This is a genomic window from Shewanella canadensis, from assembly GCF_003966225.1.
Taxonomy (GTDB): domain Bacteria; phylum Pseudomonadota; class Gammaproteobacteria; order Enterobacterales; family Shewanellaceae; genus Shewanella; species Shewanella canadensis.
The window spans coordinates 123,010-138,455 of record NZ_RXNU01000007.1 but is presented as its reverse complement, the minus strand read 5'-3'; the positions used below and the strand labels follow the sequence as shown (position 1 = coordinate 138,455).

At 40.6% G+C, this 15,446-nt stretch carries 9 protein-coding genes and 3 pseudogenes; 6 read left to right on the top strand and 6 right to left on the bottom strand.

Annotation, left to right across the window (positions count from 1 at the left end; translation table 11 throughout):
* Positions 1-16: 16 nt before the first annotated feature.
* On the bottom strand, positions 17-169 hold the full coding sequence (locus EKG38_RS24950) for a TOBE domain-containing protein (protein WP_185826862.1): 153 nt from the start codon (positions 167-169) through the stop codon (positions 17-19).
* 144 nt (positions 170-313) lie between these two features.
* On the opposite strand from EKG38_RS24950, the pseudogene EKG38_RS14625 reads away from it, so the two are divergent.
* The 4 genes and pseudogenes from EKG38_RS14625 to EKG38_RS14610 form a co-directional block, all read left to right on the top strand.
* Positions 314-454 (top strand): annotated as a pseudogene (locus tag EKG38_RS14625) (transcription elongation factor GreB); the annotation flags it as partial.
* A 530-nt stretch (positions 455-984) separates the two neighbouring features.
* The gene (locus EKG38_RS14620; protein WP_126520973.1) at positions 985-1,959 is read left to right on the top strand and encodes an AAA family ATPase; all 975 of its coding nucleotides are present in this window, start codon (positions 985-987) and stop codon (positions 1,957-1,959) included.
* Positions 1,960-1,972: 13 nt separating this feature from the next.
* A complete protein-coding gene (locus EKG38_RS14615) occupies positions 1,973-4,585 on the top strand; it encodes a S8 family peptidase (protein WP_126520972.1) in 2,613 nt (870 codons plus the stop codon).
* 113 nt (positions 4,586-4,698) lie between these two features.
* Positions 4,699-5,931, top strand: a complete 1,233-nt coding sequence (locus tag EKG38_RS14610; protein WP_126520971.1) for a hypothetical protein — start codon at positions 4,699-4,701, stop codon at positions 5,929-5,931.
* A gap of 172 nt (positions 5,932-6,103) precedes the next feature.
* Here the strand turns inward: EKG38_RS14610 and EKG38_RS25480 are convergent.
* A pseudogene (locus tag EKG38_RS25480) lies at positions 6,104-6,531 on the bottom strand (diguanylate cyclase); the annotation flags it as partial.
* Positions 6,532-7,011: 480 nt separating this feature from the next.
* Here EKG38_RS25480 and EKG38_RS14600 point away from each other — a divergent pair.
* Complete coding sequence (locus EKG38_RS14600) at positions 7,012-8,760, top strand: retron Ec67 family RNA-directed DNA polymerase/endonuclease (protein WP_126520970.1); 1,749 nt, start codon at positions 7,012-7,014, stop codon at positions 8,758-8,760.
* A 67-nt stretch (positions 8,761-8,827) separates the two neighbouring features.
* Here the strand turns inward: EKG38_RS14600 and greB are convergent, their stop codons facing one another.
* The 4 genes from greB to gmtY are packed head-to-tail and all read right to left on the bottom strand — an operon-like array spanning position 8,828 to position 14,896.
* Positions 8,828-9,319 (bottom strand): transcription elongation factor GreB, encoded by a 492-nt coding sequence (gene greB, locus EKG38_RS14595; RefSeq protein WP_126520969.1) that lies wholly within the window; start codon positions 9,317-9,319, stop codon positions 8,828-8,830.
* Between the two features lie 21 nt (positions 9,320-9,340).
* Entirely contained in the window at positions 9,341-9,964 is a 624-nt protein-coding gene (gene gmtX, locus EKG38_RS14590; RefSeq protein WP_126520968.1) for a gamma-mobile-trio protein GmtX, read from the bottom strand.
* A gap of 1 nt (position 9,965) precedes the next feature.
* Positions 9,966-13,595 (bottom strand): gamma-mobile-trio integrase GmtZ, encoded by a 3,630-nt coding sequence (gmtZ, locus tag EKG38_RS14585; protein WP_126520967.1) that lies wholly within the window; start codon positions 13,593-13,595, stop codon positions 9,966-9,968.
* Positions 13,592-14,896, bottom strand: a complete 1,305-nt coding sequence (gene gmtY / locus EKG38_RS14580; protein ID WP_126520966.1) for a gamma-mobile-trio recombinase GmtY — start codon at positions 14,894-14,896, stop codon at positions 13,592-13,594. Before gmtY ends, gmtZ begins: the two co-directional genes overlap by 4 nt.
* 137 nt (positions 14,897-15,033) lie before the next feature.
* On the opposite strand from gmtY, the pseudogene EKG38_RS14575 reads away from it, so the two are divergent.
* A pseudogene (locus EKG38_RS14575) lies at positions 15,034-15,384 on the top strand (GreA/GreB family elongation factor); the annotation flags it as partial.
* Between the last annotated feature and the right edge of the window lie 62 nt (positions 15,385-15,446).

The window sequence follows — 15,446 nt, the reverse complement described above, 5'->3', positions numbered from 1 at the left end:
GAGCGCTCTCTTTAGGCTAGTGAGATTGGGCCAGATCAGATGCCGTCATGCTAACACCTTTTATTTGGGCAAAAAGAGACAAGCCCGGTCTTATCTCTAAGTCATCACCGGCAAAAAGTGTCACATTGGCCCACAAGTAATGGCCTGCAACTTCAAGTTTGCGCTGCATATTATTTTCCCATAGTGAGTCGAGCACCTGAATGACCTCTACTGGATTCAGGGCTATCGATGTCCAGGTGAAATTGGGGTAGAGATAGTGCTGCTAGCAAGCTAAGATACGCGAATATCGGTATGTCGCCTTGGAGCTAGATAGATGAAAGCCATGTTAATCACCCGTAAAGGCTGGCAGGCCTTAGATAAAGAACTCAAATATCTGTGGAAAGAGTATCGCCCTGAGATCACCAAGAAGGTGCAGGAGGCGGCTGCTCAAGGTGACCGATCCGAGAACGCAGATAAAGCGTAAGTACCAGTCTATAAATACTAATTGTTTCAACTCTTTGTTAATAAGGATCTTATTTATAGTATGTGTACTTAAGGCCGTACTATTTGACTGACTGCATTTATTGTTAGTCTAGGCGCTTTTTACTGATTCCTTTGTTCGGAAACATTTAAGTCTCACGGCGTGGAGTGAAATGCTCTTTTACGCTATTTTGAGTGAAGGTCTATATTCTAGTAAAAAAAAGAATAGTAATATATTAGAAATAGGTTATTTCTTAAGAGAGAAAATTGATTTAACTTTCTTGTTTTTTCATGACTTATTCGGTCAAAAGTTTTTCGTTACTACTTGTTTGTCATTAACTGTTTAAGTTTGTTGTGTGGTAATATTGTGCTACATTTTGAATTTGTTACAGTCACGATCTTAAATCCTCAGAGGTTCACTATGCTCGGCATACACAGTTAGCAAGTTTTAGTCGCTTCCAGGTTTAAGCTGGAATTTCACTAGTGTATGAAGATTGTATGAAGATTGTATGAGGCGAACAATAAATGGCCAGATCAGATAAAGTTATCAGCTTAGTAAAAGCTGGGGTATTAAATGACAAAACGCAATTCAAGAGAGTTGTGGAGTCTTTGATAGTTGATGAAAGGCAAAAAAATCATCATGTTATAGCTGAGAGGCTAGAGCATGAGCTAGAGAAGCTTAGCACCTCGAATTCAGCACTTAATGGACCTACGCAGAAGAGCAATAAAGTTTCAAACCTCGTAAATGAAATATCTCCCAAGTTGAAATTTTCAGAGCTTATTCTTCCAAACTCTGTTCAAGAGCCCTTACAAGAGCTAATCGAAGAGCAATCCCGCGTTGAATTGTTACGTTCTTATAGTCTTGAACCTCGTAATCGAGTTTTACTAATTGGCCCCCCTGGGAATGGGAAAACATCGTTAGCAGAGGCTATTGCTGAATCAATGATGGTGCCTCTTCTTGTCGTTAGATATGAAGAGATAATAGGTTCTTATCTTGGAGAAACTGCATCCCGATTAAGAAAAGTGATTGAGTATGCATCAACTAGAAGGTGTGTTCTCTTGTTTGATGAATTTGAAACATTAGGTAAGGAGAGAGGGGACACCCATGAAACTGGAGAGATTAAACGTATAGTTAGCTCCCTTTTGATGCAAATCGATTCATTACCTTCCCATGTGATAGTTGTAGCCGCAACAAACCATTCAGAGTTATTAGATAAAGCAGTTTGGCGTAGATTTCAATTAAGACTTCAAATACCTCAACCAACAAGGGCGCAAATTCAAGAGTGGTTTAAAGCTTTTGAGTCGAGACATAATGTTGAATTGAAGTATGCTTACGAAACTTTAGCAAAAAGGCTTTATGGTTCAAATTATTCGGAAATTGAAGAATTTGGCAGAGTGATATTAAGAAAATATGTTCTAAGCCAGCCTAGTGCGAATATAAAAAATATAATATCATCGACTCTAAAAACTTGGTCTGAAAGGACTTTTTCCTCTATATAGAAAGGAATGACACATGAGTCGCCGGCCTTTACTTCTATTCCCTACGCCAGATACAACAAGCCCATCTAGACGCAATGGAGGCGGGGAGGAACCACATAAACCATCTGTGACAAGGCAGGGCGAAAGGCTGAGCCCTCAATTTTCCCGATTAGAAGCTGCATTAGAAAACCGTCGAATTGAGGTTCAGAATGATACTCCAGGAGTTGACCCTGAATATACTGTTGTCATTGAAACTTACAGTAGTGTTCCTGATTTTTTTAAGGCCGTTAGACAAATAGAAGGTCTTGAGTGGCTGGGAGAGCACGAAGCAAGAGATCTTGAGCCTGATGAAGACTTTTATAGTCTTGGAAGTGATTCGCAATCGCTACTTAATGGTCAAGTGATGTTAATGCTCTCAGATCGAAGAGCTATTGATGAACTTCTTTCTCTTTGGCGCGAATACGGCCAAAACCCAAATATGCCTTTCACGAGAGGGTGGGCAAAATTCAGAGATTTATTTAGTTTACTTAAAGATATTCGATACTGGAATACTCAAGATCGATTGCGCAATACAGGCATTCTTGAGTATTGGAATGATGTGCTGGAGTTTGATGCTGATACCTCTGTAAGATTTGAGGCTGAGTTATGGTTTCGAACAGATATCGTTAAGCGAGAAAATGCGCATAATAATGTTACAAGACTAACTCAAGAGCTAGGTGGCCAAGTTATCAGCTCCTGCTGTATACCTGATATTAATTATCAATCATTGCTTATAGAGCTTCCTGCAGGGCAAATCGAAAATATTTTAAGAGACAGTAGAGTCAATCTTATTCGATGTGACCAGGTAATGTTATTTAGACCTTTAGGGCAGATGTCAGTGGAGCCTTTATGGAGTGATACTGCCGAAAGTAGTAATCAAGTCGAAGAGGAAGTAGTCAATTATGAAGCCTCTAGAGTAGAGTTTGATCGTCTTCCACGTGTGGCATTATTCGATGGACTACCGTTAGCTAATCATTTAGATCTTCGCGGGAGTCTTATTGTCGATGATCCTGATGACTTCGAGAGTGACTACCCTGCAGAGAATCGCATTCATGGTACCGCCATGGCTTCTCTAATTGTTAATGGTGATCTAACAGAGGGAGCAAGAAAGCTTGAATCTCCTGTTTATGTCCGACCTATTATGAAACCAGATGTACGCACTGCAAACAATATTGAGTGCCTCCCTGATACTGAGTTACCTCTTGATATTGTACATAGAGCTGTTCGACGTCTTTTTGAATATGATGGTGAACAAGATCCTGTAGCACCATCGATTAAGGTTATTAATCTTTCGATTGGAGACCCTAATATTCATTTCAATGGAAAAATGAGTCCTTTTGCAAGACTGCTTGACTGGTTGAGTTCAAAGTATAATGTTCTATTCGTTGTTAGTGCGGGAAATCACTCTCAAAGCATTACGGTACAGCAGTCAGGTTTAGACTTTCATCATCTATCTGATGATCGAAAAGCCACCGAAATTTTCAAAGCTCTCCAAGAGAGTAACTGGGAAAGGAAGCTACTTTCTCCCGCTGAAAGTGTTAATGCTATTACTGTCGGGTCTACGCATTCAGACGAATCAACACCTGTTTTGAGGAATGGTCTTTACAACATATATGATGTAGAAATGCCAGCAACATATTCCGCTCAAGGCAATGGTTATGCTAGGGCTGTAAAACCTGACATTGTCATGCCTGGTGGAAAAATGCTACATAATGAAGCGATTGGCTCTTCTGATATAAGTGCAGTAACAAATTATGCAGCACCAGGGCAGTTAGTGGCACATCCTAGTCCGTCGGCCTCAAATTACAGGGTTTATATACGTGGTACCAGTAACTCTGCAGCCCTAGCTTCTCGTGGTTGTGTTGAAATTTGTGACACGCTTGAGGGCCTGTTTGATGAAAACGATCAAAATGCTCAGTTTGAACAGTATTCACCATTGTTGTTAAAGTCGCTCATTACTCATGGTGCTTCATGGGGAAGTATGCATGATCATATTTCTAACCACCTAGGTAGCGTTAATTCGTCAACTCTTAAGAATGTAGTAGCTAGGAACATTGGCTATGGTAAGCCTGATATTGATAGAGTTAAGTTTTGTTTAGACACTAGGGCTACCATTATTGGCTATGGGGTTCTTGAAAATAGTGAAGCACACGTATATAAATTACCTATTCCTGAAGGGCTTGGTGGTGCTGATATTTGGCGTCGTTTAACCGTGTCGTTATCTTGGTTTGCAAAGCCATGTCCTACCCATATGAAATACAGAGATAGTGCATTGTGGTTTACTGTAGAGGGTGAAAATAAGGACCTCACTGCGCGAAGTTCAAAGTCTGTTGATTGGAGGCAAGTTAAGCGTGGAACGCTACAACATGAAGTTTTCGAAGGTGAAGAACTTGCGGTAATAACCGAAGACAGAACGTTATTGATCAAAGTTAATTGTAAAGATAATGCATCTAGGATTGTCGAACCAATTAAATATGGATTAGCAATTACATTAGAGGTTGCTGAAGGGGTCGACATACAGCTTTATCAAGAAATCCAAGAAGTAATCGAAGAGCAAATTCGAGAGCAAGCAAGAGCACAATTAAGAGCACAAGTCCCAACTCGTTAAGTTACTTAAAGCCCCTATTAAAGGGGCTTTTCAGCTGACTCGTATCATTATATGCTCCCAGCATATGTCCTATTCTATGTAATTCTGCTTAAAGCTATAAACTGGAGTGTGAAGTGGCTCTATATATCAATAAGGTTTTTAATGCCTGCGGTGCTTGGGGAAGGCTAGAGGATGAGTATCAAGCTGAACTGATAGATATTCATACAGTATTGAACCAATTGGATAATTTGGATTACCGAAGGGAAAGTAAAGAATTTATCTCTGAAAAGTTTAGTTCGCTCAACTGGAAGAGTCGATATTTCTTACCTGTTGGAGGCTTACCTAATTATGGTAGCTTCAAAGGACCTCCGAAAAGAGTATCAATGCTTGCTATCAAAGGTCATATCGGTGTTGATGGGCCTATGGCTAATGCGACATATTTCGATAGTTGGGTCACGTATAAAGCTAAATCAGCCTCTTCTCTTGGATATGTTTCTCTCATGCTGTTGCCACTCCTTGGAGAAGAAGACAGATCAAGAAGTATAACTTTTGAATATGCTGTTGAGCGAGCTAAATACCTTGAGATTGCCGAAGGGAGTCAATTTGTTTTACTTGGAATATCTTCAGTCCCATCAAATATGGAAATCATCGAAGCAGATTCTGTTAGCCGACGAACTATTACTTTCGAACCACATCAAGTGCAAGCAGGTGTAGGCCTGCTTTCTTATTTTAGTGAAATTCTGAAACAGAAATGCTCGGAGGCTAATAGCAAAGTATCTATTGAGCAGGACGGTGAAACTGTAAGGCTAATGATAAAATCCGAGGCTGGATTAGAGCATAAGGTTGAAGCCTTGCTAAATGAATATGGTGAGGTTCTAAATGGATCTTTAGCACCAGAAACATTCATGACAGACCAGATACAGTTGTTAGCGTTACGGAACAAACTCGATATGGCTGCTATGGAAGTTAAGCACTACCAAGAGCGAATGTCTCTGGTGCAGTCTAACTATGAACAAAGAGTGTTCAGCCTGGAAGAGCAAGTTACTAGCTTGAACAAATTACTTTCTGAAAGTATAACTTCACACCGTATCGCTCAGGAACACGTATCCAATCTCATCGATAAATACGGAAAGGAAAGTGAAGTTGAGCTTGAGTTAATAAGTTTGGCAAAGAAGCTAGATGAACGAGCTACAGATGTTAAGAAAGAAGAGCTCGAGAATATTGTCAGACAGATCAACTCAGAAAACCCCAAGTTAGCTAATGAGTTTTTGACTCTCCTAAGGGGACCATTAGAAGGAGTTGTTGGAAACATTATATATTCCTGGCTTCCTCAGCTTGGAGGTATCATCGGTACGGCCATACGATAAAGATGACATATTGACCATAAGAAGTTTGTTCGCTGGCTAACTTGATGGGCTTATTTATGATGCTGAGTGAGCAGTGAGCAGTGAGCAGTGAGCAGTGAGCAGTGAGCAGTGAGTATTCGTAGGCTTCGCAGTCGAGTTTATTTGTGGTGACACCATAAATAAGGTTTATGCATTAAAAAGGTGAGTTGAAAGTAGATACCACCTTTTCTCTAAATCCACCTAAAATCTCAAAAGATGGAAACTTCGAACTAAAAGGGTTGTGGCTGGGAGATGGCACTAGAGAATGTGATCGCGATTGCTCTATGGGCGAAGAACCAAACCTAAATTCGCGGCTATTTTGAGATGGCAACTTAGTCTTTCTTATATGTGTTTTAAACTGCTCTCCAGAGAAAATATTCTCCGTAGATTCTCTGAATATAACGGGCATATCCGGTATTTCATCTGCAATACGGTTTGCAAATTCGAAAGCTTTGGTTCTGCAAAGGTGTATAGCTAAGCCTCTTGGTTAGCTGCTTTGTTTACCCTTAAAATCCGGCCTAATACTTACCTAAAATAGAGCTCTGTTTTAACTCTGCTAAGGTGGCAACAAACTTGTAAACGTGAGTTGCATCATTTTTACCTACGTCCTGATTGAGGCCAAATCGTTTTAGCCTCAAATATGAGTTAAAACAGAATTTGTTACCTTTTCAGCTCAACAACCTTCCACTTTAATTTGAATGAGAATCGTCACTACGTGGATGTAGCACAATCACGGGGTTAGACATGGCTGGGTGCGGCTTTACAGTAATTTTATAGTGAGTGACTTGATTGATTTAGACATAACACCCTTTTACTATTTTATATTTAATATAGATGAAAACTTAATATTATTAATCACTTGTAATGATATGTGCTTGGCGGTATATTATTTAATAGGCTCACATGCAGATTTGTTGGTTGCGCTTCGCAACCAGTGACCACATTGTCTAAGAGACTCGCCTTTCGGATTGCTAATATGCCTTCCGGAACTACTCGCCAGCTGCGCGAAAGAGTGCATGTGAGCCGCCTTTTTCATACTTAAAAACCCAATAAGAGTTTAACTTGATACATAGAAGACGCTATTTATTACTTAAACAAGCTAAGACTAAACCACAGTTAGCATCTTTATTGGGGGTGTCAGCATCTTTTCTTACCCGCGTGCTTTATAAACCAGGTGCGAACACACATTATCACAAGTTCGATATTCCAAAAAAATCTGGTGGCATAAGGAAAATATCAGCACCAACTTCCGAGTTAAAAGATATACAGCGGAAATTGTCCGACCTTTTATTAGACTGTAAAATGGTCAATCACATTGACAATGAGATTGAATGCTCTCTGTCTCATGGTTTTGAGCGAGAGAGATCAATTATCACCAATGCCCGAGTTCATAGAGGCAAAAAAAATGTCCTAAATTTAGATTTAGAAGGCTTTTTTGATAGTTTCAATTTTGGTCGTGTTCGAGGCTACTTTATTGCTAATAGAGACTTTAAATTAGATCCTCATATAGCAACGGTTATTGCCCAAATAGCTTGCTATAATGATACCTTACCTCAGGGAAGCCCTTGCTCTCCAGTGATAGCAAACCTTATTACAAATAGCCTAGACATCAGACTTGCAAGATTAGCTAGAAAAAATGGCTGCTCTTATACCAGATATGCAGATGATATGACCTTTTCAACTAGGAAGAGTGAATTTCCCTTCGGCATTGTTAAAGATGCAGGCAACCGAATTTTGGGTGCAAAACTATTAGGAGAGATTAGACGATCTGGTTTCTCAGTGAATAATAAAAAGACAAGAGTCCAGTTCAAAGACTCAAGACAAGAAGTTACTGGTTTAGTTGTAAATAAAAAAATAAACGTTAAATCAGAGTACTGGCGATCAACTAGGGCAATGGCTCATAACCAATTTAAAAATGGATCTTTTGAAGTTGTTGGAATAAATGGAGAATCTCGTGTTGGCACCTTATCTGAACTCGAGGGAAGACTGACATTCATAGACTCAGTTGATTATTATAATAACCTCCAAAATAAAAAACACCCTAAGCCAATATTTGAACCAATGAAACATAATGGGTTGTATCAATTTAGGGATAAACTTAATTCCAGAGAGGTCGTCTACAGCAGATTTCTTCACTATAAGCACTTCTTTGCTAATGAATTACCGACTATCTTGACGGAAGGGAAAACAGATAATATCTATTTGAAAAGTGCGTTAAGCATGCTTCAGCCAATCTATCCTAATTTAGTGAAACCCAAAACCATCAATAACCAGTATGAGCCTAAGTTAAAGTTTCCAAATTTAAATGACAAGACAATGTATTTCTTAGATTTAGGGGATGGCGCAACACCTTTTTTAAGGTTTGTAAAACGGTACGTTGAAGATTATAAGTATTACGGTAATCAAGAGGCTAAGTCGCCAGTTATTCTGGTTTTAGATAATGATGATGGCCCAGAAACACTTCTAAAGCACTTAGTTAAAAATGTAAAATCATGTCCAAACGATTTAGTTACTTTGAAGAAGAGCGGCTTTATACACATATTTCATAACCTTTACCTCATTTTGACGCCACTTAATGCAGGTGGTAAAGATTCTATGATGGAAGATCTGTTTTCCCCCGCTACTCTTAGTACCGTTATTGGCGGTAAAACCTTCTCAACAGCAAAAAACATCGATATAACAAAGGAATATGGGAAGCACATTTTTTCAACAAAGGTAGTTCGCTCTAACAAATCAACAATAAGTTTTGACAAATTTAAGTATATTTTTAATGAGATTGAAAAAGTAAAAGCTCACTTCACTAGCTTATGAGACTTGTTGTAGGGTACAAAAATAGTTACCTGATAACTCTTACATGTTTCGCTTCCCAAGCTAGTTATTAACCATTATCAACTTTAGGGTTTTGGTAGGAAATGTTATTCACATACCAAGTTTGATCACCAGTAGGGGTCTTAACGACAGCCTCGTCGTCGACCTCTTTTTTTAGCAGGGCGCGGGCCATGGGAGCATCGATAGAGACGTAATCATTTCTACCATAAATCTCATCTGGCCCAACTATTTTAAAGCGCTTGGTTTCACCATCGTCATTCTCAATTTCGACCCAGGCACCAAAGAAGACTTTACCGTCTTGCTGGGGCGAATACTCAATAACTTTAACAGCCTCAATACGCTTTCTTAAAAATCTTACGCGAGAGTCTATTTGTCTGAGTAATCTTTTATTTTCTTTATAGTCAGCATTTTCTGAACGGTCGCCAAGACTGGCGGCCCAAGTCACTTTCTGGGTAATCTCCGGTCTGTACTCACGCCAAAGGTAGTTGAGTTCTTTATTGAGTTTGTCCAACCCTTCACGGGTTATTAAGTTTGTTTTCAACTTGGTGTTCCTAGCCCTTGGTTACAAATACTGCAATGCTTTTTTAATGGCATCTAAAGTAGCAACAGGGAAAAATGTCTCTTTTTCATCAGTCGTTAATATACTTCCATTTGGGCCCAACTCCAATCTTTGCTGTCGCATAAACTCAGTGGATATCAGATGTTCTAGTGCTTCTCTCTCTAAATTTGTTAATTTTGAGAGAGAAGGTGTTGATGAAGCGCCGTCAAAGATCTCTATGACTTGATCAATGGGGGCAATCTCTTTTACTAACCGTTCAGCAGCTAGTTTCTGAGAGTAGAGGATATTTGCTTGCAGTTTAACAACAGGGTCTTTTAACTCCTCTATCCATGTGTAGCTTTTACCTTTGTTTGCATGGGTGTTAGCTTTTTCAGGCTTAGAAGTTGCCTTTGCAAAGCTAGCTATTAGGGTTCGATATGGCTCTCCAGTCTTGTTACGTATACTTTGAGCCGCAGGAACACCATGCCCCTTACCAAGGCGGGCAATGGTTGAATAGCTAAATTCGTTTAAACCGCGCTCTTGCTGCTCTTCGCAAATCTTAAAAATTGCGTCTAAAGAGTCTTGAACTCGAGATGAAGTTTGCGTTTTTAGCTGTTCAAGTACCGTGTTAGAAGATATATCGGCCATATTAATCTACCAATTTCAGAGGAGTGGAATTAGCGAATAACTCTTTAATATCGCTAGTAGAGAACCCTTCACTCTCAGCAAAGTCGTTTAACACTAAACTACCATTAATAAGCCTATCGACCTTTTCCCAGCTTTGTAGTCTAGAGATCATCAGCTGAGTCATCTGATTACCAACAACAAGTTGCTGCTCTTCAGTTAGAAAGACGAACTGCGGGTTCATACCATTTTTAAGTAACATCTTGTCCAGTGCCTGGCTTCGCCGTGTAACGGCCAATTCGTCACTACAACTATGATAAAGTTCGGCGTTTTCACAAACCTCTGATAGCTGCTGAAAACCACTCACATCATTAAGTTCAAAGCTGATTTCAAATTCATGTGGCACTATCAACTGTAGCTTTGAACTGTCTTGTTGCTTTTCTTGGTTTATTACTTTCTGACAGCTGATCAGATGCTTATGAGTGGAGTTCATGTCAGACATGTATAAATCCATTTTCTTTGCCCTAGTTTCAATTTCGGAATTGAGTTTGCGTCTGAGGGTTTGCAGCTGCTGCTTTTCTCTTTCTAACTTAGTCAGCTGCTCACTTTGAAGTTTGTGTTGATATATCTGATTTGAGAGCACTTCAATTTGGGTTACGGTTTCATTTAGTTGGTTTTCTAGCTTTGCGTAGCGATGTGATTGAGTGTTAACGGCTAAACTGACCTCATTAAAAAGTGCTGAGAGCCCCATCATGAAAGCGGGACCAGTGACGAAAAACCGGCATTGAATGCAGTTTTGCTCTCCAAGGTAACCTGCATTTACAGGATGATAAATGTTAGCCTTCATCGCAACAGGAGCCCCTCCTTCGTCGCAAAATGCACCACCTACAGGGCAGATACCAAAGTCTTTAAAAAGATAGCTAGAGGCCGGGCGAGCATTATTTATGGTTTGTAAGAAATCTGGATTATTAGCAATTAGCTGGTTTTTACACTCCTCAATTCGTTGTGACTCAACAAAATTTCTTAAAGTATCTGCCCCATTACTCAAAGCCTGCTTCTCACCCAGTTGTATTCGCTCTCGAATGTTGGCGCCCGTTTTATCGCTTTTGAGGTAGTAAATAGACATCACAATAGACGAGTGCCCTACTAGCTTCATAATCACTTCAAGTGGCATACCAAATTCGTATGCGTAAGCATTAATTAAACTGACGCGCATCGAATGGGGAGTGTATTGAGATTTGAAAGGAGTAAGAGCAATACTCTCTTGCTGTTCTAGTTGGTGATGACACTCTTTGAAGCTTCTGCCTGCATAATTAGCTGAAGCTAATTGTTCCTTAGAAGAAAAAAATAGTGCAGCTGCTAGTCTGGTTGCTAAACGTCCCCCAAATGTACCCGGTTCATTATCTTGATAGTCCCTAAACAGAAAGCTATTTATCCCTTTCTGTTTTCTCTGCACTTCGTTCAAGTTAGTTCGGGTGCAATCAAGCCATTTAGTTGGCTCTGTGATGGGGTTGTATTTTTCTTGCCACTTTCTCAACTTGATGAGCCAATAAGCAAGCTCTAAGGGCATAAATGGGATGGCGTAACCTTCACCGTTAAAATTGGTTTTATTTGAAGTGTAATATACGCCAAAGTCATTATCTTTAGTCTTGCTTATCATGCTTTGTTGTTGGGTTAGTTCTGCTAAATTATTTCGATTCCGTTTCCATATGACCTTATCGTTTTTAAAGTCTGCTACCTCAGTATCAGCTTCACCAGAGTCGCAATAGATTATCTGTCTTCCTCTTGCTGGTAACTGCATTAATGCGTAGGTGTATGTCCAATATATCGGGAGCCAAAGGAAAGTCCTGCCTCCTTCAATCTTGGTTACACAGTCAGGATCGGAGCTATCGATAAGTGTTGTATCATCGATAGGGATCCAATCAGCGGGAAATCGTTGCAGGTGGTGGAGTTCTGAATAGCTAGTTTTATTTAGCATTGAACTCGGAGGTAGAATCCACTCTCTAGAACTTTTTACAAATTGATACGGTAGCGCTAACTTGTTAGTCTCATTGATTGTTTGTGGGGCTAGCTCTCCATCAAAATTGACATGAGAAAAAGGATTACTCGCTCCCTTTATTGGAGTCATCTCTCCAGTCTCGATATCTTCGAGGATAAGGTAATTTGCGATGATCCAATTTAAAAACTCATTTATTGAAAACAACCACTTTTTTTTACGCGTAACTGGTACTTTTTCAAATAACTCTAACATTGGCTGAATATTGGTTCTCCCGCGTGTTAGATACTCTAAAGGAGAGGTTTCAAATCCATTGAGCTCAATGTATTCACGAACAAACTCACAGAGGTCCTTTGCCTTAGTATCACCACCTTTTGCTGATTTCAAAAACTCAACTATTGTATCAGTCCACTCTTTCCATTCAGGAGCAAAATACTTGATTTGATATGGCCTGGTAGTTCCAAATAAGTCATATGAATTAGTCCATCCAGTGCTTTTATAAACTTCTTCTGGCGAAGAAGGTACTTGCGGATCATTTAGCTTGATTCGCATCTTTTTATAGTCTTTTAGAGTTTTGCATTTATGCTTTAGTACTATCGAACGTAATTGCTCATATGGATATGGCCTTGGAATATCTAATAGATCATACCAATCTACCCAATCTTCAAATTTTTTGTCTGGTTTGGAGGGCAGTTGCTTATATTCTTTTTGGGCCAGTCGATATTGCTGAGAATTGTTGATATCAAGTATTTTGCATGCATGCTTTAGCACCGTGAGATTAGTAATTTTCTTTGGTAGCAAGAATGCCAACCAGTTTTGCCATTCGGAGTCATAGAAGGTATTTGGGTTTGCAGGCAGGTGAGGGTCTTGTTTGTAGCGTTGCTGGTATTCAGCAACAGAAGTTATAGCTAACTCTTGGGTGGCTTGCTGGGCGGCAGCCAGGTTGGGATAGAGTTCCTTGATGGGATTGCCCAAAAATGTTGACCAGTTGTGCCATTCGTCGGCATAGACCTGATCAGGTCTTGCAGGCAGGTGTGGGTCTTGTTTGTAGCGTTGCAGGTATTCAGTCTTCGTCGTTATTGCTAACCCCCGGGTGGCTTGCTGGGCGGCAGCCAGGTTGGGATAGAGTTCCTTGATGGGATTGCCCAAAAATGTTGACCAGTTGTGCCATTCGCTGGCATAGAACTTCTCTGGGTTTGATGGCAGGTGAGGGTCTTGTTTGTAGCGTTGGCGGTATTCAGTCCTCGTTGTTATTGCTAACTCTTGGGTGGCTTGCTGGGCGGCAGCCAGGTTGGGATAGAGTTCCTTGATGGGATTGCCCCAAAATGTTGACCAGTTGTGCCATTCGTCGGCATAGACCTGATCAGGTCTTGCAGGCAGGTGTGGGTCTTGTTTGTAGCGTTGGCGGTATTCAGTCTTCGTCGTTATTGCTAACCCCCGGGTGGCTTGCTGGGCGGCAGCCAGGTTGGGATAGAATCTATCTGCAGTGCCCAAAAATGTTGACCAGTTGTGCCATTCGCTGGCATAGACTTGATCTGGGTTTGATGGCAGGTGAGGGTCTTGTTTGTAGCGTTGCTGGTATTCAGCAGCTGTTGTTATTGCTAACTCTTGGGTGGCTTGCTGGGCAGATGAGTAGGTGTCATAAAATTCCTTTTTCATAGCCCTATTCCTCTAATTGTGTTTCTTATTTCACTATCTTCAGGTTGCAAATAAACCAAACAACTGAAGGGGCTTTTGTGATGCATTGCTTTTTGTATTTCTAATTGGTTGAAGCCCGCTTGGCTTAGACGGTAGCCGTAAGAGTGTCTGTGGGAGTGCGGGCTCGTACCTAGATGTTTGCTTGCTTCCAGTCCAATGCGCTCGATTGCACGTTTGTATTTTTGAATAAAGTTCTTTTTCGATTCTGGTTTCCCAACTGAGTTAGTAAAAAGATACGGATGATCACCATCAGATCTTACTGCTAGGTATTGCTGCAGTAACCAAGTGAATTCGGTAGCCTTGTTATTTGGAAATAGCATGACATCAAATGAAAGGTTTCGATTCGTTAAAAGAGGCTGCTTCCAGCCGGAATAAAGCCTGTGAGAGCGTTTGTACTCATTGCGTGGCTTTTGACGAAATAGAGTGTTTAGGTACTCTCTACGATTTGAAAATCCTTGCTCTGGACTCGCCCCGTCACTTGGATGAAATGCGGAAACAATTGCTGAACCACTTTTTGTATCAATGGCAATGTCGCTTGTATAAATATGAAAACATTCAGATAACCTAAGCCCGCCATAGTGCATCAACATCACAATTAGCTGGCTTGCGTAATCAATTACTCCGGTTCGATTGTTGATAAATCCATACTGTAAAAAACGCTCGAAGTGCTCTTCAGGGAAACGATGCACAGATTCAATGGAAAGTAGGTGGTTCATAGGTCCTTGAATGCTGCGTACCATTGAAAATCGGTTCTTAGATGGGTTACTGAGGTGATTCAAAAAGCAGTTAGACTCGCGTTTGTAGTAAGCGCACCAGCGCATTCGCTCTTCTGCTTTAGTTGCTTTTCTTAGTGGGTTTAAGTTGGGAAGTTCATGGCCATAGATTTGGTCGAGGTAGTCACAATAGAAATTGATATGCCCAAGCAGCACGTTAACATCTTCAACCTTGCGTGGATGCCAGTACAAATTTGAAGTGTCGTTGTGCGAATTATCAATTGAACCAAAGCAGAGGGTATCGACAAACGATCTCAATAGTTCTGTCGCTGAAGTGCAGGTGTTGAGATGAGCATTTATAAAATTAAGCAGTAGCTCAACGGCAAAGATATTGCGTTCAAGCCAGGATTGAGATTTGTTACGCCTCGAGTAGAGAAACCTCAGGTGTGAAACTAAGACACCTTTCTCTGTAATGAGGGCTGGAAAGCTAACCGTTAAAGCAGATTGATTTGCTTTATAGTCAACTCGCCTCTTTAGAACATAAGCCAAAATAGTGGTCCTGCAACTTATACTAATAGGTATATAGTTAATGGTTCTTATTTTGTCAAAGTTACTAAGTGAGTTAATGATCTGGTCTTTACTAGTGCTTCCTATGTTATTTAGTATGCTTATAGGAGTGGTACTAATACACTTATAATAAAAGGCTTTTGCGTCAAATAGATAGCCGTGTTCGCTATCTGGTTAAGCGGGTCGAAGAGCTGCAGATTATCGATTACTCGCCTCAACAGGAGGGTAAGGTATTCTTCGGTGCCTGGATCGAGCTGGAAAATGAAGCTGGCGAGATAGTCCAATACCGCATCGTGGGTAAAGATGAGCTAGATACCAAGCTTGGCTACATCACCATAGATTCCCCCATGGCCCGTGCGCTTATCGGCAAGCAGGTTGACGACGAGGTGGTTGTCCCGACACCGCTGGGGCCTAAGGAGTGGTACATCAACAAGATCCAGTATAAGGCTTTTGAAGACCTCCAGAGTTAGATCGGCTCAATAGTCGTTTGGAAAGTGCCGATCCCTCTCGATTGGCCTAAGCTGAACCCAAG